The sequence below is a fragment of the Chthoniobacter flavus Ellin428 genome, assembly GCF_000173075.1.
Classification (GTDB): domain Bacteria; phylum Verrucomicrobiota; class Verrucomicrobiia; order Chthoniobacterales; family Chthoniobacteraceae; genus Chthoniobacter; species Chthoniobacter flavus.
Genome location: NZ_ABVL01000003.1, coordinates 91,096 through 112,701 on the forward strand (window position 1 = coordinate 91,096; position 21,606 = coordinate 112,701).

The following is a 21,606-nucleotide window of genomic DNA, read 5'->3' on the forward strand; positions in this document are numbered from 1 at the left end:
TGAGCAGCGCAGGACTGAGGAATGCGCATGATCACCTTCATACCCTCGGCATCGCGGCGCGGCGGCAAACTGTCCCGGAGGGACAACGGAATTTAGCCGGTGTGCAAGCCTGGTGAGCTTCAGGCGAACCAGGCGCAGCCACCGGATCTGCGTCTCTCCACGGGCCCGCCCTGAAGGGGCGGAGGAACATCTCGTTGGCGAAGCATTCCGGCGCCACCTCCGGGGCGCATGCGTGTTGGGCGTGTTCCGGGGGTGTCGCTCGCAAGCTCGCTTTACCCCCGGCTAAATTCCGTTGTCCCTCCGGGACAGTCAGCCACTTACCCGCAGCGACACCTTCGCCAGGCGAAAGGAAGTGGCAAGATCAACCAGACAATCGTATCCGAGCCTGACCCTGGACAACCCCGAAATCAATTCCAAGCGTAGTGATCCAGCCCGTAGATGAGCGCGCTGCCGAGGAAGCCGCTGACGCCGACCAGGAAGGCGCCGAGGAGGAGGGCGCCGCGGAGGCGTTGGCGTTCGGTGGTGCCTTCACGGCATTCGTGGATCATCGCGAGAGCGGCGCAGACAACCGCCCAGATGGCGGTGCCGGTGCCGAGCCAGCGATGCCATTTCAGGATTGGCGCCGCCTGGCCGACATAGCTGGCGAAATAGGCATTGATCCAGCCCAGCGCCGCCGCCGAAATGGCGCCGAGCGCGGCGAGGACGACGAGGAACCGCACGGTCTGCAGCCACGAATCGCGGCGGGTCCACCAGGCGATGCCTTCGGCGAACACGGCGACGAACATGAGCGCCACCGGAAAGTGGGTGGAGACAGGATGCATACGCCCGATGTAGCGCAGCAACCGCTTCCAGAAAGGCATGAGTTGCTTGGCTTCCGCCGTCTTCGGCGCGGCACTCGTGGTTTCACCGGCGACCTGCGGGGCATCGGGGGCGCCGAGTTCGATCCAGCGCTTGACGATGTCCTTTTCGTCCCGGGTCAGCGGCGGGACGTTGGCGTCTTCGCCGGGCATCTCATCGTCCTCGACCATTTTGAAGAGATCGGATTTATCCGGCTTCCCGCGCTCGATGTAGTCCGGGTTGTCGGCCACCCGCTTCAGATCGAGGACGTAGCCGAATTTTCCCTTCGGGCGGGGCAGTTCCGGCCCGTGGCAGTCCAGACACTTGGCTTCAAAAATCTCGCGTACTTTGGTGGCCGCCTTGACCCCTTCCGCCGGGTCATCTGCGGCCCGCACGAAGCTGGCCAGCGCCAGCAATAGAACAGTCAGGGGCAGAAAAAACTTCATTCGGATACAGGGGTAATGAGAAGAGGGACGGGATTCTTAGTGCGGTTTCTCTCGAGCCGCAACTGTGCTGAAAGGCGTTACGTAAAAACGTAAGCATCGGGACTTTCCGTATCATTCTTTCTGGCCAGTGGTCAGCATCTTGCTTTTTACCCCGGACGATGTTCTGTGCCCAAATGTCCCGCTTTGCGCTCCGCCTGGCGCTTTTCTGCGCCGCCGCGCAGTGTGCGCAGGCGCTGGAGCTCGGCGAGACCAAGGCGCAATTGCTAAAGCAAAATGGGGCCCCGGGAGCGGAAGATCACGCGCGCAACCTGGCGGCGTATTTTTGGGAAGGCTGGTCGGCGCAGCTCGAATTTCAGGGCGATGTGGTCGGGAAGATCACCTACCGGCGCAATTGGTATCTGCAGGCTTCGGAAATCGCCTCGCTGCTCGAAGCCAATGGCGGGGTGCGCCGCTGGAAGGAGACTTCGACGGCGACCGGCCTCGCCCGGCAATGGGCGCGCGATGATGGGGCCTCGGCCACGTGCGCGCGGGTGCGACCGTTGAGCATGGTTTTCCAGGCCGCCGGATTGGCGGCCGCTTATCAGCAGGGGCCGAAAGTCGTGGCGCCCGGGACACCGCAGCCGACGGGTGCGCCCGTGGCATTTGCAGCTCCGCCGACTTACACAAAGGCACCCAGTTTCCCGAGACAGCTCACCGCAGTGGAACCGGATCTGCCGGTGGCGGATCCGCCGGCACCAGCGCCCGCACCCGCACCCGCGGCACCGGAGCATCCATTGCCGAAGCTCAAATCGGCCGAGTTGCAGCCAGCGGCCGCGAACGGGGCTCCGGAGCCCAAGCCGGAGTCCCCGGCAGCAAATGCCCCGGCCACCCAATCTCCCGGCGCCGCCACCGGCGATGACCCCAATCTCCTTGGCTATGCGATCGGCTCGCTAACTTGCCTCGTGGCCTTCGTCCTCGGCGGGTTCTATTATTTCAAGTGGCGGTCGCGGACAGCAAAGCCCCCCTCGTTGAAAGTGGCCGCCGTGGATTCTCCCGGTGCCGCTTCAAGTGCACCGGCGGGTCTGGATTCCCTGCGCAGCGATCAGGTCGAATTGCTCATCGGCGAAATCTTTCGACGCGAAGGTTACACCATCGAGCTTTCCGCGGCGCTCAATACCGACGATGGCATCGATCTCATGCTGCGCCGCGATTCGGAAACGACGCTGGTGCAGTGCAAGCACTGGACCGCTGTGCGCGTGACAGCCCGCGAGGCCCGCGACTTTTACGGCGCGATGGCCGCCGGCGGCGCACCGCACGGTATCCTCGTCACCATGGGCATCTTCACTCCGGATGCACTCGACTTCGCACCGGCCAAGGGGATCGAACTCCTGGACGGCAGCGCGGTCGCCGCGAAGATCGCCGCCGTTGCCAAGCCGGGCGAGAACCTCTGCGCCGTTTCCTCGTGGATCGATGATTTCATCGCCCACGCGCGCATCTTCGATCCGGAGTGCCCGGTCTGCCACAACACCATGGTCATCCGGCACAATCGCGCCAATGGCACGCCATCGTGGGGCTGCCGCAACCATCCACGCTGCCCCGGCCGTCGCGAGCCGCGGCTGGATCTGCTGCCGAGCTCGGCGGCGAGTTGAACCGGCCCTTTCGCCTGGAGTGGTCTATGGCCGTCGAATCCAAACACGACGCCGAGACAGCATAGTGGCAACATCCCTGCCGCTGATCGTTCAAAACCCAGCGGCAGGATGCCGCCGCCGCCTTTTCTACCCTTCCTGCTGCAGGCGGCCCATAATGCGCGTGCCGACCTTCACATACGCGAGCAGCACCTCCGGCAGGACCGCATTGGAGAGGTAAAGCGACGCGCCGGCTTCCAGTCCGGCCACGATTTCCCCGGCAGGCGGCGCCTCGGCGTAGACGATGAGATAGACATCCTTGGCGGCATCGCGCATTCGCTCGCAGATCTCGAGTCCGCTCATGCCCGGCAGCTTGGCCCGCAGAATGGCCACCGGCGGATGGCCCGGCTTGCGGAGTTCATTGATGGCGTCGGTCCCCGTGACTGCGACCACCACCTCGAAACCCGCTTGGGAGAGGAAATGGAAAACGGTCAGCGAATGCACCGGGTCGTCATCGGCCAGGAGCACGCGCGGCCGATCTCCCAAACTCTGAACCTGCAGCGGCTTGACCTTCTGCTGTTCAGTTTGGGGAAAAATCTTTGAGACGTCGGGGAATTTCAGCAAGTCGCCGGGCATGGATGGGAATAAAGGCTGCAATCCTAATTGCCGCAACTGGCGTACCAACCGCCCACCAGAACCCAATTCACTGGACGGCCCGAAAACCGGCCAGATTCCCACCAGCGCGCTTGCGCGAAACGTGCTATACCACAGACATGCGTCGCTTCCTTGTCAGTCTTGCGTTCGCCCTCCTCATAACAACCGGGCTGCGAGCGGAAAACCTGGAGCGCGCCTATTGGGTCTGGCATCGCACGCAACCGCTCACGACCGAGGAGAAGGACGACCTCTCGAAACAGGACGTGCACACGCTCTACTGGAGCGTCGGCGAATTGCAGAACCGCCGCGGCACATGGCGATGGAAGGCCGCCCCGCTGCCGCTTAAAGGCCTCGCATCCGGCTATCACCTCGTGCCGGTCGTGCGCCTCAGCAGTGAGGAGAAAGCCCCATTCGCGGCGACGGCGATTCCCGCGCTCACCACGGCTCTGCGCAGCGTCGCCGGCAATGGCGAGTTGCAGCTCGATTTCGATTGCCCGGATCGCTTGCTGGAAGCCTACGCCACGGCGCTGGCCAATCTGCGTCGCACCATTCCGCATCTTTCCATCACCGCGCTCACCCGTTGGCCAAATCTCCGCGGCTTCCCGGCCCTGGCGGCCAGCGTCGAGGAGATCGCCCCGATGTTTTACGACATGCAGGCCGACCCCACTGGCGTAAGCGTCACCGCCCCGCCGCCGCCCCTGCTCGATCCGGAAAAGGTCACCGCCGCGCTGCACACTTGGAGCGTCTGTCCGACCCCCTGGCGCGCGGGCCTGCCGTCGTTTGCGAGGCTCACGGTGTTCGATCACACCGGCCTCTCGCGCGGACAAATTCCCAATTGGGCATGGGACGATTTCTGTTTTCATCAAAACCTCCACACGCTCGGGCCGACATACTTGGGCGTGACGCTCTTCCGCGCCGATCGCGACGTCCGCGTAGCCCGCACGGCTGTGGCGCAGGAAGACATCGTGGTCTCGCGCTTGGTCGATCGTGCGGCGCTGGCGAAGGTCTTTGCCGAGGCCCACGATGCGGGTGCCAAGGGCGCGATCTTCTTCCGTCTCGCCGACGAGACCGATCCGTCCGGCTGGTCGGTAGCCGATCTGACCACGCTTTCCTCGGCAGAACCACCACACCTGGTCTTGCGTGCCGAGTCGGAGGATCGGCTCACGCTGGTCAATGATTCGGAGCACGATCTGCCCGCGCGACTGGCCGGCGCGAAGGGCGATCTCGACCGCGGTTATGCCTTGGAAATCGATGCGCCGGCGCCGCTGTTTCGCGATGCGCTGGCCGGCGATTTCTGGCGCGTGACCAGCCATGCCAATCCCGATGCGCAGAAGCCCACGCCGGTCGCCGTGCCTCTGGCGACGCGTTTGACATTCTGGTTCAGTCATCTACCGGCTCGGTCGCGATTGCAAACCGGCTTGCTTCAACTCGCCCCCGGAGCCACGCTGGCCCAACTTCGCTATCGCATCCTGAATTGCGACGGCGCCACCGCATGGAAACCTGTCCAGCCAGCCGACCCGCTTGTGAAGGAGTAGGTTATTTCTACGGCCCGACGCGACGCGGGGGAGCCGCAACCAAGGAAATTTTTGAACGCAGAGGCCGCGGAGGCGCAGAGAAGAAGTGTCGAGGGGTTGGTGAGGTAAAAGACCGCGCATGGACGCGAAGAGGAAAGCGCCTTCATCTTCCTCCCCTATTCGTGTTCATTGGCGTCCATTCGCGGTTAGAAAATCTCCGCAGGCGGTGGACATTTTTAGGATTGGCACTGCCCAGATTTCGCACGTCAACAACCACCGGAGATGGGTGGACCACGGATTTCACAGATGACACGGATTGGCAGAGGCCGCGGCAGCCTTTCATCCGTGAAATCCGCGCAAGCCGCGGTCAAAAACCCCTCCGGAAAACTGTAAGGAATCGGGCCCGCCGCCCGTAATGAGGATTGCCCATGACTAATGATGCCCACTCTCATTTTGCCGCAACTCGACGGCTCGATTTGCCGCGAGCCCGACGCGTCTTCACGGGATTCGGCTGCAGCGTCGTGGCGCTGGCCTGTGTGGCGCTCACGGCGCAAACCTGGGCCACCGGGGATTTTTACGAGCAACCGCTGCAGACCTTGTCGGACTATCTCAAGCTGGATCAGCTTCCTGCGAAAACGACGGAGCAAGTCATCGACGAAACTTCCAAGGCGCAGCCGGAAGTGCCGGAGGTGAACCACGCCACGGAACTTTTGGCGCTGACGAAGAAGCCCGGCCCGGAGGCGCTCGCCGCAGTCGACAAGATGATCCTCAGCGCACGCGCTCACGGGAGTAACGACCTGCTCAGCCTGCTCCACGATGTGCGCGATGTCTTTGCCGGCGCGGCAGATGCCGCGGAGACCCAGCAATATCTCGAATGGCGCCTCGAGCAGGCGGACCGCTTCGGCATCAACCTCCAGGCGGGAAAACCGGCGACCAAGGACGCTGACACCGAGCGCGCCGAACCGCCGCCGTTGAATCCGGAACTCGTCGCCGATCTTGAGCGGCATCTCGCCAAGGCTTCGCCGGCGCTCAAGCCGCACTGGCTCTATCTCCGCGGCGCGGTGGAATATCGCGCGCACAACATCGCGCAGAGTCAGGTCTTCTTCCAAAAGGTGGTGAAGGATTTTCCGAAGAGCCCGCGCGCCGAGTTCGCGCAATATATGGCCGTCCGCTGCCAGCTCTGGAAATCCCGCAGCCAGAATTACGATCTGGACGCCACTGACGTCGTGCCCGCGGAACGCGCGAAACTAAAGAAGCTGCTGGACGAGTATTTTGCCAAATTCCCACGCGGCCGGCTGTTCGGCGACGCCATGGGTTGGGCGGGCGCCTTCGCCTACGATGGCGGCGACTACGGCGAGGCGGTGCGCTGTTATGCGATGCAGCTCAACTTGCCCGATCATCCGGAACTCGTCGATCCTGCCGCGAAGATGATCGAGCGCTGTCTCTCACACCTCGCCTCGAAGCCCAACGACAAAGCCTTCGCCGAAGTCGCGAAACATCCGCAGGCCGCGCAGGCGCTGGTCTATCTCGTGGTCAACACCGCGGAGTCCGATAACTACAACGGCAAGATCGATCCCGTGGAGGAAGTGCGCGGCTGGCGAAAGAAAGTGCTGCCGCGCCTGGCGGCGGCCATCTCCGCGCAAGCCGCCTCGTATCAAGACGCCGAGTGGAAGCCGCGCTATCTCGCGATGCTCGCCTACGCAGCGAGTGGCGCCGGGCAACAGGATCAGGCGATGAAGCTTCTCCAGTCGGTCGGTGCAGCGGTTGGGAAGAGCGACGACCTGCTCATGGCGCGGGGCGTGATCCAGCACCGCGCGAAGCAGCCGGGCGAAGCCGTGAAAACGCTGGAGACCTTGATCATCCAGTTTCCGAAAAGCCCGCTGGTGAAGGGCGCGCGGCTGCGCCTGGCGCTCGCGCTGACGGACGATCACCGCGCCGGCGAAGCGGTGATCGCCTTGCATTCACTGCTGCCGGCGGACAAAGACCCCACGCCGAGACCCGACGCCGACAAAAAGCCGGAGACCGACAAGGATCAGCCGGAACCGGATTTCGAGGACTCGGATTCGCGGCATTACCAGATCACCTACGGCATCGACGTCGATCAGGTAAACGCACTCATCGACACGCTACTGAATTTCGCGCCCGTGGAAGAACTTGCCGCCGCCGCACAGCAGCCGAATCTCGATCCCGTGCGCCGCCTGGAATTGACCGAGCCCGTCGCGCAACGGCTGCTCGCCAGGGAGCAATTCGACGAGGCGAAGAAATACCTGACGCCTGCGCAATTTGGGCTGGTGGCGGCCAATCTGGAAAAGCTCACAGTCGCCGCGCGCGACGCGAAAGATCCGGCGGCCCATGCGGCGGCGTGCACCAAACTCGGCGATGCCTGGGCGGAAGCACGCGGCAAGCTGCTGACGTATCCCCTCGATACCGATGAGCGGCGCAAGAAGATCTACATCGACTTTGCGACCGATGCGAATGGCCGGCGCGTGGATGCCGCGCCCTTCATCGGCGCCGCAGGGAACTACAAGCTGGACCTCGAAAATCGGGACGAGCTTCGCCACGCGTTCAACTGGTGGCTGGAAGCTTCCGACGCGCAAGCGGGCGCGCAAAACGCGCCGGTGTTGTGGAAGGCGATGAAGGCGATGCCGCTGATCGCGGATGTCTCGCCCTATACTTACGAACGCGCGGTCGCCCGCAAATGGGGCGATACCTCGCGCAAGCTCTACGATCGCCTGCGCACCGAATGCCCCGATTCCGTGGAGGCGAAGCGCTATGCGGTGTGGTGGGATTTCGTCACAATTAAAAACGAAGGCACGACCGACGAACTGAGCCATCCCACCCGCGGCCAGGCGGGTGTGGTTACCGCCGGTTCGGATGCCCTCCTGGGCCAAATCGATGCCGCCGACGATTCCAACGCGCCCGAAGCGCTCACCGCGCAGATCGCCAGTCTCGAAAGCGAAGCCGGCGCGGCGGATGTCACCAAAGTGCGGGCCAAGGCCGAGGCATTGCGAACCCAGGTGCGGCGTGCTTACTCCCGTCTTTACGATGCGCGTTGGGTGAACCTCGTCGACGACCTCGCGCTCTTTCTTTCGGAGCGGGATCCGGGCGCGGAGGTGCGGAAACGTTACGCGACGCTCCGCTTTCGTTTTACGAATCAATCGGCCATCGGTGGCGGCGGCTTTGACGACGACCGCGGCAACAACGACCCGGATAAAACCTTGCAGAATGATATCAACGCCGCGCTGGCCGACCCGGCGACGAAACCGGTGGCGGACTATTTCGAGTTCCTGAATCTCGCGGTGATCGCGAACCACTTCACCTTCGTGAAGCTGAATGAGAAGGACAAGAACCAGCAGGGGCTGGAGAAGGAGGAGGACACCTATCGGTCGCGCGATTATCCGCAGCTCGAAAAGGCGACCCAGGCGTTTCTAGAAAAGTATCCGAAGAGCAAAAAGCGCGAAGCCGCGCTGCTGCTCCACGCACGGGCGACCTATCACGCTTCCGAAGAGGTCGCACTCGACAAGATGGTCACCTGGCCACGGGCGGCACGTTGGGAAGGCGGCTCGGAGCCGACCTACACACAGCAGGAGCCCTTTGATGCGAAGCGCGTGCTCGCCACGTTCGACGCTTACGACCAGGCGTTCCCGCATGGTCGTTATGCGGCGGACATCCGCAGCTACCGCGCGGCGGTGGAATTCCGGCTGGACCATTGGAAGCCCGCGCTGGAACTCACGCTCGCGCAACTCGACGGGCACGACAATCCCGCGCTCAATCACCAGGCCGCCGATCGTCTGGGCGATATCTTCGACCAATTGGCGGACGAGAAAAGCCGTATGGACGTCCTCGCGGTGATCAAGGAAAACAAACGCGCCCGCGAGTTCCTGCTCAAATATCTAACGGAGAATTCGAGTCAGCATGCGCTGCTCTATCTCAAGAGCTGGGTGCGCCAACAACTGGCGGGGAAGTAGTTTTAAACGCAGGGATACCGAAGAAAGAATGGGCGCGCTTGCAGAGAGCGCACGGTCCATATCGCGCGAAGCGCGCCCAAAAACCTGTCATCCTTGAGCGGAGCGGGGAAGCATGGGCGGAGTCGAAGGACCTCTGATCTCCGTGGGTTTTCGTGCGGAGCTTCCCACCCTACGGCGCGTAACCACGCGTCTCTTAGGCACACCACCGTTACCCACGGATATTGATAACACTTCTTCACCAGCCAGGTCGGGAGTATTGCGAAGTGAATAGCGAAGGCGCGTGTTTCAACTCCACCGCACGGCTCCGCGCGAAAACCCACGTAAATTGGAGGTCCTTCGACTCCGCCCATGCTTCCCCGCTTCGCTCAGGATGACGGGCTTTTTTTCTAGCGCTTCGCGCTTCCGTGCCGTGCGCACACCGTGAATCAGGTTCTTCTTCCTTGGCGACGCGAAAATGGCTGCAACTAACCGGCGGCAAGGTCAGGTGCGAGCCCTCATAAAATCCGCGACCGCAGGCAGGTCTTTCGCTTGGTACATGGGACTTGCTGACTGGTTTCGCTGGAACAATTGGCCGTCCTTCCAGACCCACGCTTCGGGATGATACGGTCCGACTTTGGCAGGATCGCTCCACGTGTGGATGGAGAGCAGGCGTGGAGTGAGCGCGGCGGCGATGTGCATCGGGCCGCTATCGACGCTGACCACGAAGTTCGCGCGGCGGATGAGCCAGATGAGCTCGGCAAGCGTGGTGCGGTTGAGGAGGTTTTCGACATTGGCGGCGGCGGGCACGGCTTCTTCACTCCGGCCGACGAGCAGGATACGCGTAGGCGCGAGCGCCTGGCAGAAGGCCGCGACATCGGAGGGCGTGAGCGATTTGCCGGCGCCACGGGAGAAGGGGTGCAGCAGGAGATAAGGCGGCGTTTCCTGGAAACCGACGGGAGCGGTGCCAGCAGGTAGCGGCCACTCGAGCGGTTGCGTGATGGGAATACCAAGCGCGGAGACCAGCGCGAGATAGCGATCGACGGCGTGGGCGATGCCGGTGACATCGACCTTTTGATGGTAGAAAAGGCCTGCCCCTTCCCGGGCATCGGAGAGGCCGACGATGCGGCCACCGGGCGCGCAGCTCTGCCGGGCGATGAGGCCGCTGCGGAGCAGGCATTGGAAATCGAGGACGAGACCGGCCGGATGACGGCGGCCGAAATCACGCGCCCATCCGGGAAAACGCAGGATTCCACGCAGACCGCGGAATTGCTGGCGCGGGAAGATCAGCGTTTCGTCGATGTCAGGGTTGCCTTCGAGGAGCGGCGCCCATTCGGGATTCACCAGCCAGCGCAGGCGAGCATTGGGCCAATGCTTTTTAATCAACGCCACCGCGGGCAGCGTGTGCACGACATCACCGAGGGAGCTCGGCTTGATGATGAGGATGTCGCGGGGCGTCATGCGTTCCGCGACAGCGTTTTGGAGTGCGGCAGTCCCCTGCCGCTTTGGGTATCGGCACTCGAAAGGCGGCGCGGGCCTCCAAGCATTACCCACATCTTCCACGACCGCGACGAAGTCGCCGCGGTGCAGAGGCAGGCTGTCCCGGAGGGACAAAGGAATTTAGCCGGGGGTACAGCGAGCTTGCGAGCGACACCCCCGGAACACGCCCCCCACCCGCATGCGCCCCGGAGGCGGCGCGGGAATCCTTCGCCCGCGAGAGATTCCTCCGCCCCATCAGGGCGGTCCCTTGGAGGAACGCAGTTCCGGTGGCTGCGCCTGTTCGCCTGAAGCTCACCGGCTTGCACACCGGCTAAATTCCATTGTCCCTTCGGGACAGACTGCCGCTTCGCCAGACCAGACTCGATGCACCAACCGAGATAGGGGTGATGCTTAAAAGGGACAGCTGCACTCCAGGAACGCAAGCGTCCGCGGCGCGGCCGTTCGCTCTGCGCAGGATTACAGCTCTTCAGCACGCGCATGCGCGCGCTATTTCCCGAGCGCGAGGCGGTCGGCGAGGCGCTGGGGCAGGCCGGCGGCGACGATCTTGTCTTGCGCGGTCCAGATGTCGTACTCGAGCCGGCGCAGTTCGATCTGCTGTTTGCCCGGCGTGTAGAGGACATAAGCCGCGTGCCAGTCGCCATCGCGGGGCTGACCCACGCTGCCGCAATTGATGAAATACTTTTTCCCCGGCTCAATGGTGAGCTTGTCGAGGAACTGGCTCTTCACCGACCCGTCACGGATGTAAGCGCGCGGCGCGTGGGTGTGACCGTAGAAACACACCTGCGTGTGCTGGTAATTGAAACTCGCCGCAGCATCGAGCTGATTGAAGACGTAGCCCCACTTGTGCGGGGTATCGAGCGTGGCGTGGACGATCGTGAAATCGCGCACCTGCCGCACCATCTTCAAGTCGCGGAGCCACTGTTTATCGGCATCCGTGAGCTGACGCCGGGTCCAGTTGATGGCTTCCTCGGCGAGCGGGTTGAAACCCTCGAGCTCCTCCGAGATGGAAGCCTGTTCATCGTGATTGCCCTTCACCACGGGGCACTCGAGATTGCGAACGATCTCGAGGCACTCGTGAGGATTGGCGTTGTAGCCGACGACATCACCAAGGCACACGTAGTGTGTCACCTCGTGCTTCAGGGCGTCCGCGAGGACGGCCTGGAGGGCCTCGAGGTTGGCGTGAATGTCTCCAAAAATTGCAAAGCGCATGTCAGGGGTTGGGAGCCGGAGGAATATAAATCTTCTGGTCCGCAGGAACATTCAATTTTTCCTGCAAGATGCCGAGCCATTTTAGCAAAGTCGGTAAACGTTCATTTTCGCCTTCTTTGTAGAGCTTAAGTAATGCCTCGTAGGCTTCGCGCTCGTGACCGGGGCATTGGGCCAGTTCGTAATACTGAAAACGGTGGTAAAAGACCGGGGCATTTTTGAAGGCGGCGGTCCTGGCGTAATACTCCGCCGCCTTGCAGTGGTCCTTGAACTTCATCTCGTAGAGCAGCGCCAGGTCGGCGTAGAGATTGTAGACGTCCGGGTTGTTTTCGATCCCGTGCAGGAGGTAATCTTCTCCAAGCTTGAAGTATTCATGCTGGGCCTTCAGGCGCAGGGCCTCCCGGGGCTGTTTCGGGTCCTCAAAGGCGGCGACACTGGCATTGAAGCCCATATGCCAGGCGGCCTGGCTCCAAAAGAGCACGCAACGCGGCTGGAGGGAGGTCACGGCATCGAAATCGACCTTCATGGCCCCCCATTCCGTCCGTTCCCAGAGCACATGGGCGTGAATCCAGAGGACATCCGCCACAAAGGCGCGGAACCCGCTGAGAGCCGCCAGGAAGCCCATTTGCCCGATCTTTTCCCGCAACGAAAGATCCAGCTTGGCCCCGTGGAAATAGGCGGCCTTGTGCTCCTTTTCGAGCTCCGCCTCAAAGGGCATCCGCACTGCCCCAAAAACGAGCAGCACCAGAATGGCGATGACCATCCGCCGTGTCATAGTTCTTTGGCGGAAAAGACGAAGTAGCCGACGAGGAAATAGATGCCGATATAGGTGAGCCCGAGGGACGCCGTCTTGACGAAGAGCACCGTCGAGATCGCATTGCCGACCACAATGTCGTCGACCAGCGTCAGCGAATTCAGGTCGGGAATCAGCAGCGCGACGATGGCCAGGAAGGCCTTGGTCAGCGCCGTGGTCGTTTGCGAAGCCAGGTACGCCTCCCGCGCGATCGCCTGGATGTGGCCGATGAGATAGACGATCACCGACATGATAATGGTGAAGATCGACGACGAGGCGAAGGTCGAGAGCAACAGGGTGAGCGCGGCGCAGAGCGCAGACTTCAGGTAAATGATGACGATGCCCGGCAGCAGGTTCTTGTTGAAGGTCGCGGCGCGGATGTCGGCCAATTGCTCCTGGAGCGCCTGCGCCGGCACGAGGCGCGCGGCGTTGGCCAGGGCATCCTGCTGGCGGGCGTAAAGGATGACGAGGAACACCCCGGTCATCAGTGAAATGGCGACGAAGAGCAGCAGGAGCACCCCGAGGAATTTCCCCAGTAGGTATTCAAACCGCGGGACCGGCTTGGCGAGGATGGTGTAGAGGGTACGGTCCTCGATGTCTTTCGGCAAAAGCATAGCCGTGGCCAGCACGCCGAGCAGCCAGGTGAAGATCGACATCGCACCAAGCGACACGTCCTTCAGCACCTGGAATTGCTCCTGGAAGGTGAACTTCGAGGTGAAAAACGAGCTGCCGATGATGAGCAGCGCAAAAAGCAGGAGGAAATAGAAGACCTTCAGCCGGACGAGCTCGAGCAGGGTGTTCGAGGCGATGGCGGTGACCCGCGCCGGGGAGAAAATCTTGTGCTTCGTAGCGATGGGAGCGGCGGCAGTCATGATTGCTTGGGACCGGTAACGTCCAAAAAGTAGCGCTCCAGCGTCTTCTGCGGCCGGTGTTCGGCGACGAGGCGGCCGGAGGATTTGCCGATCATCTCGCGAATCTGCGCGAGCAATTCCGGCGGGGCATTTTCAAGGATGATCTCGGTCTGGTTTTCGATGGAAATGAGGTCGCCGAGGACGCCTTCGCGGATGAGCACCCCGTGATCGAGGATGCCCACGCGATCGCAAATTTCCTGCACCTGCTCGAGCAAGTGCGAGCAAAGCAGCACGGTGATGCCGCGCTGCTTGAAATCGAGAATCAGGTCACGGATTTCGCGCGAACCCGCCGGGTCGACGCCGGCCGTTGGCTCATCGAGCACCAGCAGGCGCGGCTCCTGAATCATCGCTTGGGCGAGGCCGATGCGCTGGAGCATGCCTTTCGAATACCCACCCAGGCGGCGATCGGCGGCGTTTTCCAGGCCGACCAGCTTCAGCAGTTCCTTCGAGCGGTCCCGGATCTTCGCCCGGCTCAGGCCGCAGAGCTTGCCGTAAAAGTCGAGGGTCTCCGCTCCGGTGAGGTATTTATAGAAATAGGGGTTCTCGGGCAGAAAGCCCACGTCCTCACGGCTTTCCACCGTGTTGGAGTCGCGACCGAAGATCTCGGTCCTGCCGGAAGTCGGCGTGACCAGGCCGAGGACAATCTTCATGGTGGTCGACTTGCCGGAGCCATTCGGCCCGAGCAGTCCATAAACCTGGCCGGCTTCCACAGTAAGACTGAGGTCCTGCACAGCCGTCACCTTCTCCCGCTTGAATGGGATTGGGTAAACCTTCGTAAGATTCTGAATCGAAATCGCGGGGGTGGACATCCTTGACTCTGAGAACTATGCGCCGTGTGCCCTGTACCGCAAGCCTGCGGGTATGGGGGAGTGAAATTCAGTGCACAATATCAAACCCCTTCGCGCCCACCAGCGGGGGGATGGGGATGGCGGTAACGCCCTTGATGTGGCTCTTCAATTCGCTCTCGGCGATGGCCTCGAGGAAGCCTTCGACCTCGTCGTTGTCACCGCTGCACTGCAGCTCCACCCGGCCATCGGACAGGTTGCGCACCCAGCCGACCACGTCGTAACCGCGGGCCATTTGTTTGCAGGTGAAGCGGAAGCCGACGCCCTGCACGCGCCCTTCGTAAAATACCTGGCGAGCGATCATAAAAGAGGGGTTGGCCGCAAAATCGCGGCCATCATTCAGACACTTCGATGGAGCGAAGGTGGGCGGCCGCCACTTCCGGCCACACGCTATTGACCCAGCAGCCGGTGGCCATCTCCACACCATTGCGGAAGAACTGGCGCGGCAGGATCTCGATGTGCCAGCGGAAATCGCGCTCCAGCGTCGTCCAGTGGTCGCCCCGCGTCGAACGGGTGGGCGCGGTGAAAAGCATGAGATTGTAAGGCGGATGATCGAGAGCGCGGTTGAGCTTGCGCAACGCCGTCTTGAGCACGTCGGCGAGCTGCGTGGTCTCCTGCGCGCTCAAGCCATGGAAGTCAGGGCATTGGCGCTTGGGATAGACGGTCAGCTCAAAGGGCGCCCGCGAGGCGTAGGGGCAGAAGACGGAGAAGCCGTTGTTTTCGTAAACCAGGCGTGTGCCGCTGCGGACCTCTTCGCACAGGATGTCCTCGAAGATGGAACGCTTGCGCGTTTCGTAGAAGGCGCGGGCGGTTTCCAGCTTGCGCGCGAGCAGCGGGCTGATCGTGGCCATGGCGAGGAGCTGGCTCACGCTGTGCCGCACGCGGCTGCCGGCGGGGATGCCCACATCCTTCACGATGGCGAAGGAACGCATCCGCGAATCCTTCATGAGATCGAGCATGCGCGTTTTCCACGCGGAGATGATCTGCTCGATCTGGCTCAGCGGCAGGTCTTCGAAAGGTTTGTCGCCCGAATCCTCGATGATGACCTCATGCGCGCCCACGCCATCCATATGGTCGTAAAAGCCATCCGCGCGGCGGGCCGAGTCGCCTTCCACGCGCAGCAGCGGCGCGCGATTCGGCACCACGCGCACGTGCCAGTCGGATTGCGGCGTGGCGAGCAAGGAATGTCCCGCGAGCGACTCCGAGCCCGCGACGAAAGGGCTCTGCCGTGCGGGTTCGTCCTGCACCGAACCGAACGCCGGCGGAATTGGCCGGGCGGCGGAAAAGATCGTCCACGCTTGAGTCAGCGGGTCGAGGCGCATTTCGGTTTTGTCCATTTCGTGAGTGGGAAAAAGGTGTGCGAGCACCTTTCCGGGAATCGCCGCGCGGCGCAAGATTTTCGGCGCGGGCGGTGGCCGTCCTATCCAGGATAGGAGATATAGGAGATATAGGAGGAATAGGAAGTAGGGAAGTTCCGCGCCTACCGGAACGCTCCCAACGTCTCCGCCCAATCCGCGTGCGGGGTGTCGATCAGGATTACCTCATTGGCGTCCGTCTGGTGCAGGCGCAGGACGCGCGGGGCGTCGGCTTCGTAGCTGCGTTCGCTGCGGCGCGCGTTCACCGGCTTGAAGCGCTTCTCCAGCAATTGCTTCTCCGCTTCGAAAAACTCCGTGGCGTCTTTCGCGCTCGCCCAAATCGTCTTCCACACCAGCGCTTCACCATCTGCGTAATAGAGATACCGGTCGCCGCGCCAGCCCGCCGCCGCCGTCTCGCCGGTCATCGCGTCGACCCATTCAGCGAACAAAATCCGCGTGCCCATTTCGCCGACCACATTGTCCGCCGTCGGTGCGTGACCTTTGACCTGCAGATCGTGCCACTCGACGACGATTGGCTCCTCCGGCGGATTCGCCAGGTACTTCTCCGGGTGGAGAATCTGCGCCGTCGAACTCGGCGGATGTGCATACGCCTTGTCAATCTCCTCGTAGCCGCCCCGCCCGTAGAGTGCCGAACAAAACTCCTGACCGCGCAGATACGGAAAGACCAGCATCTCGCGCAAATACCGCGGCGCCGTTTCGAGCTGTTTCATGTTCTGGGTGAAGCTCGCGACCATGCTGTCCTTGAACATCTGCTTGGACATGTTCTTCATCATGTATTCGCTCATGACCAGCGTGGCGTCGCCTTCCACCAGCGCACTCGCGGCCTCGGCCTTGTCGTCGTCGTTCTTGATCTCCAGCGGCATGCGCTTCAGGCCGAAATGCTGATCCTGCAACGCGTGCGTGAGTTCGTGCGCGAGCACCACGCGATTCTGCGCGTTCTCCAGCGTGGCGTCTTCATACATGAAAAGCTTGTGCGCGTGCTGATCGTAAAACGCCGCGACCTGTTCGCTGAGGAGATCGATGTATTTCTCGCGCAGCGGATAGTTCGGCGGCAGCAAGCCGATCGCCGCCATCGCCTCGGCCATTGTGGTGAAATTCCTTTTTCGGAAAACACCTCGGCCAGCTTGCCCGCCATGGTTATCCTTGATGCTGCTTGCGGTTGAGCACCTGGTAATCGATCGGCTCCTTGAACTGCAGCCCGCGAATCTCGGTCACCTGTTCTCCACCGGCTCGCGCAACGCCTTGTTTTCCGCGAGGGCCTTTTGATGTTCGTGCCCGGCGAGAATGTCGCGCAGATGATCGTTCTCCGCGGTAATCTTCGTGACCGCTGCGGGGGAATAACCTTCCGTATGCGCCGCCGGCTCGGCCGTTTTACCCGGCTGCAGAGCCGCCACCGCTTGCGCGAGGCGAGTGTTTTCCTCCAGGAGGATCTGGTATTTCCGCTCCGCCAGCGGATCTTTCTTCTCGCATCCCGCCACGAGCAAACCGACGAGCAACACAGCGCCACAGGCGCGAGAACGGGAGGAGAAAGCCATGCGAGACCGGAAGCTAAAGGCGCGCCAGCTTGCTGGCAACTACAGGGGCAGGCATTCGGACTCCAAGGCCCGGAGGGCCGACGGAATTTAGCCGGTGGCGAAAGCCACCGGAAACGTCCGATATGCGACTCGCCCCGGAGGGGCGGCGGAAATCGTCTACCAGAGATAGCGTTCCTCGTATTCGACCCCGCAACGATCCAATAGCTCGCGATACTCTTCCTGAAACGTCCGTCGGCGATGGTGTTCTTCCTGACGCGCGATGTAATCCCGCATCGCACCGCGTTGCGAGGCGCTCACCGTGAAAGCGCCGTATCCTTCCTGCCATTCGAATTCGCGGAGGTGGATTCCTCATGCACCCAACGCGAGGAGACGGCCTTGATGTCGCGCACCACGTCAGCGAGGCAATGCGTTGCGCGTAAGCCGAGCTGGAGATGGATGTGGTCGTTGACACCGCCGACAATTTCCGCGACGCCATCGAGGCTGCGGACGACTCCACCGAGGTAGCCGTGCAAACGATCGCGCCATTCGGGGGCGATTACCGGCACGCGGTCCTTTGTACTGAAGACGATATGGTAATGGAGGGAGATATGGGTTGAAGGCATCGTGTTTGGCTTTTCAGCATCCGATGAAGCAGGTTCTTTCTAGGGTAGGTTCAATGGCCAACACACTGCCCAATTTCCGCCGCCCCTCCGGGGCGAACGGTTTTGCGGCGAGTCCGGTGGCTTTCGCCACCGGCTAAATTCCGTCGGCCCTCCGGGCCTAAAATGACGAGGAGGAAATGTGCCGCAAGCTTTAAGAGGGTTGAAGAAGCTCGGCATCGCCACAAAGAAAAAGCCGCGCGACGTTGGACGCCGCGCGGCTTGGGTTTGATCTTTGTATCGCCGCTTACGCCGGCTGCGGTTCGGCGCCACCGGGGGCGGGCTTGGCTTTCTTCGAGGTGTCCCCTTCCAGCGGGCTGCGCCAGAGGTTCAGCGGCAACATGCCAATGATGATCAGCGCCAGCATGGTGCCGTCGAAATAGATGAGCGTGTAGAACGCGGCGTCGGTGAAGCCGTAGCTGTGCAGGCCGATGCCGAGCATATTCGTCCCGAACCACGACCACGCGGTGACGATGTTGCCGACGATGGCCAGGACGAGCAGACCACGCTCACGCACCAGGCCGCCCCAGCGCGCGTGCAGGACGAGTGCGTTCCAGAGCACGATAATGATCGCGCCATTTTCCTTCGGATCCCAGCCCCAGAAACGGCCCCAACTCTGATCCGCCCAGATGCCACCGAGCACCGTGCCCACGAAGCTGAACAGCGTGGCAAAGCAAACAATGCCGTAGACCATCCGCGCGAGGCTGCGCTTGAGCTCCGGCGTGATCGCCTCAGTGAAGAAACCGCGGACGACGAAGATGATGCCGAGGAACCCGGCAACGAATGTGGAAGCGTAACCGAGCGTGACGATGACGACGTGCGTCGCCAGCCAGAAATTTGTATCCAACACCGCGCGCAGCATCTCCAGCGTGTCTTTCTCCAGCGAGAGATAGTGAGCGACGATGAGGCACAGGCCGCTGATCACCGAACCCACGACCACGCCGATCGAGTTCCGCCAGAACCCTTCGAGGATGAGCCCGAGCACCGGCGCACCAAAGGCGATGAACGTCGCCGAGGAATACAGATTGATCACCGGCGGACGGCCGATGAGCACCATGCGGAAAATGATACCGATGGTCGTGACTAGCACGCCGAGGCAGAGCAGATACGCCGCCGTGCGCCGCAGCCAATCCCAATCCACCGGACGGAACCAATAAACGATCGCCGCGAGGAAGGCGAAGATCGAGATGTTCATCGAGAGATAGAACAACTGGAGATGATTGAAGAAAGTCTCCTTGCTCGCTTCCTTCAGGTTCGTATCGAGCCGGCCGGCGAGTTCCTGGCGATAGGATTGCAGGTCCTTGTTGAAATTCTCCACGTCGCCCGAGCGGTAATCGGCGCCCATCTTCGCGTAGTAGGCCAGCGCGAAGTTCGGCGTCTCGCCGCGCGCCGCTTCCATCAGCGCCTGCCCGGTGCGTTTCCACCCCATGTCGTCATTGCCAGTCTCCGGCGGCAGGACCATGGCCATGCGCATTTCGAGGCGCTTGCCGAATTCATCGTAATGCTCCATCGAATCGAAGCGCTCCACGTCGCTCATGATTTGACTGAGCGCCTTCTCGTCGTAAGGCTTGCTCGATTGCTGGGCGATCGCCGCCGCACGTCCCGCTTCGCGGTTCTCGAGGAACGCCCCCAGCTCTTCCCGCCAGTCGCGCGCATCCGGCGGCTGCACCGTGGACTTGAGCTGCTGGTAGAGGAACGTCGCGCGCCACAGATTCAGCACCGCCTTGTCGAATTGATTGCGGCTGGAGCTCGCCACTTCGCTGGCGCGCTGCGCTTCCTTGAGCAACGCGTCGGACTTCGGCTGAAGCTGGTTCCAGGAGAAGTGTTTTCCATCCGTCTCGAAGCCCGCTTCCCGCGGCAGCCCGAGCAGGCCCTTCACGTCCGGATGATCGATGCGGAAGATTGGGCGCGTGTCCGCGGAGGCCGGGTTCATCAGCACTTCCATCAGCCACTCCGTCGCGGAGACGATCTTCGGATGCTGATACCATCCCTTCCACGGCTCGTAGTTGGCCGATTGTTTGCCGCGCATTTGCAACAGGGCATTGCGGGCCAGCGAATCCATCGGCTGGCGGCGGCCGCCGTTCAGGATCGGCAGTTGGGCAAATTCGTGGACGGCGAAGCCTTCATCCTTCGGCACCGGAATCTGGCCGATGAGCCAACCGACGAAGACGAGGGTAATGATGAGAGGAAGCCACTTTTTCATGCGGTGCGGGCGGTTCGACGTTTGGTGATAAATCCGACAAGGTGATGCAGGAATTGCCAGAGCATCCCGGCAGCTACCACGATGCACCCGATATAGGGCGCGAGCCAGCTCGGGTTGTGCACGACCTGGAGCACGCTCTGCCCGGGCGACCGGTCGAGCTCATCCTTCGTCATCTGGTATTGGTAGAAAGCGAGCCCGCCGTAGCGCAGGGGGTCATTCATGGAGATCTCCGTCTCGCGGTTTTCTTTGGTCGTCGGATTGGAAATGAGGATGCGGCTGCGGAAATCCTTCGGGATATCGCTGCCCGCGTAGACCTTGTGCGTGGCGTGGAGGAGCTTGATGGAATACGGCAGGTAGTGACGCTCTCCGCGCAGGGAGACATACACCGTCTTGTCGCCTACCTTGATCGGCTGTTCGCGCAATGCCTCCGAGACGAGCCACGTGCCGAGGCTCTTGCCACCGGCCTGGATATCCAGCACGGCGTAGGGGAAGCTGCGCGTGTCCATGTCCTTCACTTCCGGCAACGGACGCAGCGTCATGTGCGCGCCGGCGCCTTCGGTCGAGGCGGGCGGCAGGGATGCCTCGGTCACCGGCTGGCCTGCGCTGACTCGCTCCGCCGCGAGGCGCATCCCGCTGGCCATCTGCGGATCCTTGTCGTCGGACATGTTACTAAAGCGCATGAGCATCCCGGCGCGGAAACGCTGCTTCAGGTCCGCGCGCAGTTTGCCTTCCTTGGCGGGATCGGCGGCCACGCGTTTCGCTGCGGCCACGATATCTTCCACATCCGTTTCGCCGACACCGCGCAGGGCATCGCGCCAAATTTCCGCGCGGCCAGGCGTTTCCGCCACGCGCTGCGCCTGCGGGACGAGTTGGTCGGCGCTGCTGAATTCCGCTTCCAACGTCCCCAGCGCCGCGGTGAGCTTGTTGCCGGCATCCATCGTCTTGGCGATGGAGACGACGTCGCCGTTCCCGCCGTAGGTCTGGAGCTTCACCGTGAAAGGCAGCTTCGAGTTGTTGATCGTCTCGCCCTGCTTGAGCAGCGGCTCCGGCACCGCGACGACCTGCTGCTGGTCCTTGTCGAGATCGGTGGTAAACGCCAGCTCATGATACCGTGCGCGCTCGATGTAATTGTCCGTCTCGCCTTCGTTGAACGTCATGTGCGACTCGACCTGCAGCATGTCCGTGGCGAGCTGGCCCACGAGCAGGATGATGATGCCGACATGCGTGAGCTGAATCCCCAGCTTCGACATGCTCCAGTGGAAGCGCTTGATGTGCGCGGCCAGAAGATTGACGACCAGGCCAACGCCGATCGAGTAACCGCCCGGCCAGACGAACCACGGCATCTTGTAGCCCCACAACGTGGTGCCGATGACGATCCAGTGGCGGAAGTAACGGTTCTGGACCTGATAGAGACCTTCATCGGCCTGGGCGACCGTGCCGATGAAGACGAGAACGATCGCGAGTCCCAGCAGGACGATGGTGACGCGGAGCGAAGTGAGGAATTTCCAAAGACTGCGGTTCATGAGTGGAGTGGAAAAGTGAGATTGAGAGTGAAGGTGGAAGGTGGAAGAGCGCTCTCACTTTCCACTTTCACTTTCAC

Annotated in this window: 16 protein-coding genes and 1 pseudogene; 3 read left to right on the top strand and 14 right to left on the bottom strand. The window is 62.1% G+C overall.

Annotated features, from left to right (window positions below):
• Positions 1–407 precede the first annotated feature (407 nt).
• Entirely contained in the window at positions 408–1,283 is an 876-nt protein-coding gene (locus CFE428DRAFT_RS05725) for a DUF2231 domain-containing protein (protein ID WP_006978518.1), read from the bottom strand.
• Between the two features lie 173 nt (positions 1,284–1,456).
• On the opposite strand from CFE428DRAFT_RS05725, the gene CFE428DRAFT_RS33040 reads away from it, so the two are divergent.
• Positions 1,457–2,911: a restriction endonuclease gene (locus tag CFE428DRAFT_RS33040; protein WP_049975556.1), complete on the top strand. Its 1,455-nt coding sequence runs from the start codon at positions 1,457–1,459 to the stop codon at positions 2,909–2,911.
• 126 nt (positions 2,912–3,037) lie between these two features.
• Here the strand turns inward: CFE428DRAFT_RS33040 and CFE428DRAFT_RS33045 are convergent, their stop codons facing one another.
• Positions 3,038–3,523 (bottom strand): response regulator transcription factor, encoded by a 486-nt coding sequence (locus CFE428DRAFT_RS33045; RefSeq protein ID WP_006978520.1) that lies wholly within the window; start codon positions 3,521–3,523, stop codon positions 3,038–3,040.
• 137 nt (positions 3,524–3,660) lie between these two features.
• On the opposite strand from CFE428DRAFT_RS33045, the gene CFE428DRAFT_RS05740 reads away from it, so the two are divergent.
• The gene (locus CFE428DRAFT_RS05740) at positions 3,661–5,076 is read left to right on the top strand and encodes a DUF3142 domain-containing protein (protein WP_006978521.1); all 1,416 of its coding nucleotides are present in this window, start codon (positions 3,661–3,663) and stop codon (positions 5,074–5,076) included.
• Positions 5,077–5,483: 407 nt separating this feature from the next.
• A complete protein-coding gene (locus CFE428DRAFT_RS05745) occupies positions 5,484–9,023 on the top strand; it encodes a tetratricopeptide repeat protein (RefSeq protein WP_006978522.1) in 3,540 nt (1,179 codons plus the stop codon).
• Positions 9,024–9,503: 480 nt separating this feature from the next.
• Here the strand turns inward: CFE428DRAFT_RS05745 and CFE428DRAFT_RS05750 are convergent, their stop codons facing one another.
• The 12 genes and pseudogenes from CFE428DRAFT_RS05750 to CFE428DRAFT_RS33050 all read right to left on the bottom strand — a co-directional run bounded on the left by CFE428DRAFT_RS05750 (position 9,504) and on the right by CFE428DRAFT_RS33050 (position 21,529).
• A complete protein-coding gene (locus CFE428DRAFT_RS05750; protein ID WP_006978523.1) occupies positions 9,504–10,460 on the bottom strand; it encodes a glycosyltransferase family 9 protein in 957 nt (318 codons plus the stop codon).
• Between the two features lie 525 nt (positions 10,461–10,985).
• Entirely contained in the window at positions 10,986–11,708 is a 723-nt protein-coding gene (locus CFE428DRAFT_RS05755) for a metallophosphoesterase family protein (RefSeq protein ID WP_006978524.1), read from the bottom strand.
• 1 nt (position 11,709) lies between these two features.
• Positions 11,710–12,468: a hypothetical protein gene (locus tag CFE428DRAFT_RS05760; RefSeq protein WP_042724499.1), complete on the bottom strand. Its 759-nt coding sequence runs from the start codon at positions 12,466–12,468 to the stop codon at positions 11,710–11,712.
• An 8-nt stretch (positions 12,469–12,476) separates the two neighbouring features.
• Positions 12,477–13,370 carry an ABC transporter permease subunit gene (locus CFE428DRAFT_RS05765; RefSeq protein ID WP_006978526.1) on the bottom strand — a complete coding sequence of 298 codons (894 nt, stop codon included), beginning with the start codon at positions 13,368–13,370 and terminating at the stop codon, positions 12,477–12,479.
• Complete coding sequence (locus CFE428DRAFT_RS05770) at positions 13,367–14,218, bottom strand: ABC transporter ATP-binding protein (protein WP_006978527.1); 852 nt, start codon at positions 14,216–14,218, stop codon at positions 13,367–13,369. The genes CFE428DRAFT_RS05765 and CFE428DRAFT_RS05770 overlap by 4 nt, the downstream gene beginning before the upstream one ends.
• A gap of 67 nt (positions 14,219–14,285) precedes the next feature.
• Positions 14,286–14,558 (bottom strand): acylphosphatase, encoded by a 273-nt coding sequence (locus tag CFE428DRAFT_RS05775; protein WP_006978528.1) that lies wholly within the window; start codon positions 14,556–14,558, stop codon positions 14,286–14,288.
• 31 nt (positions 14,559–14,589) lie between these two features.
• Complete coding sequence (locus CFE428DRAFT_RS05780) at positions 14,590–15,591, bottom strand: galactose-1-phosphate uridylyltransferase (protein WP_006978529.1); 1,002 nt, start codon at positions 15,589–15,591, stop codon at positions 14,590–14,592.
• Positions 15,592–15,734: 143 nt separating this feature from the next.
• Positions 15,735–16,715, bottom strand: coding sequence for a hypothetical protein (locus tag CFE428DRAFT_RS05785; protein WP_006978530.1), 981 nt, complete (start codon positions 16,713–16,715; stop codon positions 15,735–15,737).
• Positions 16,716–16,841: 126 nt separating this feature from the next.
• Positions 16,842–17,165: a hypothetical protein gene (locus tag CFE428DRAFT_RS05790; protein WP_006978531.1), complete on the bottom strand. Its 324-nt coding sequence runs from the start codon at positions 17,163–17,165 to the stop codon at positions 16,842–16,844.
• Positions 17,166–17,321: 156 nt separating this feature from the next.
• Positions 17,322–17,767, bottom strand: a pseudogene (gene tnpA / locus CFE428DRAFT_RS05795) (IS200/IS605 family transposase).
• A 283-nt stretch (positions 17,768–18,050) separates the two neighbouring features.
• Positions 18,051–20,006 carry a cytochrome c biogenesis protein gene (locus CFE428DRAFT_RS05800; RefSeq protein ID WP_006978534.1) on the bottom strand — a complete coding sequence of 652 codons (1,956 nt, stop codon included), beginning with the start codon at positions 20,004–20,006 and terminating at the stop codon, positions 18,051–18,053.
• Positions 20,003–21,529, bottom strand: a complete 1,527-nt coding sequence (locus CFE428DRAFT_RS33050; protein ID WP_006978535.1) for a cytochrome c biogenesis ResB family protein — start codon at positions 21,527–21,529, stop codon at positions 20,003–20,005. The genes CFE428DRAFT_RS05800 and CFE428DRAFT_RS33050 overlap by 4 nt, the downstream gene beginning before the upstream one ends.
• Positions 21,530–21,606: the final 77 nt, after the last annotated feature.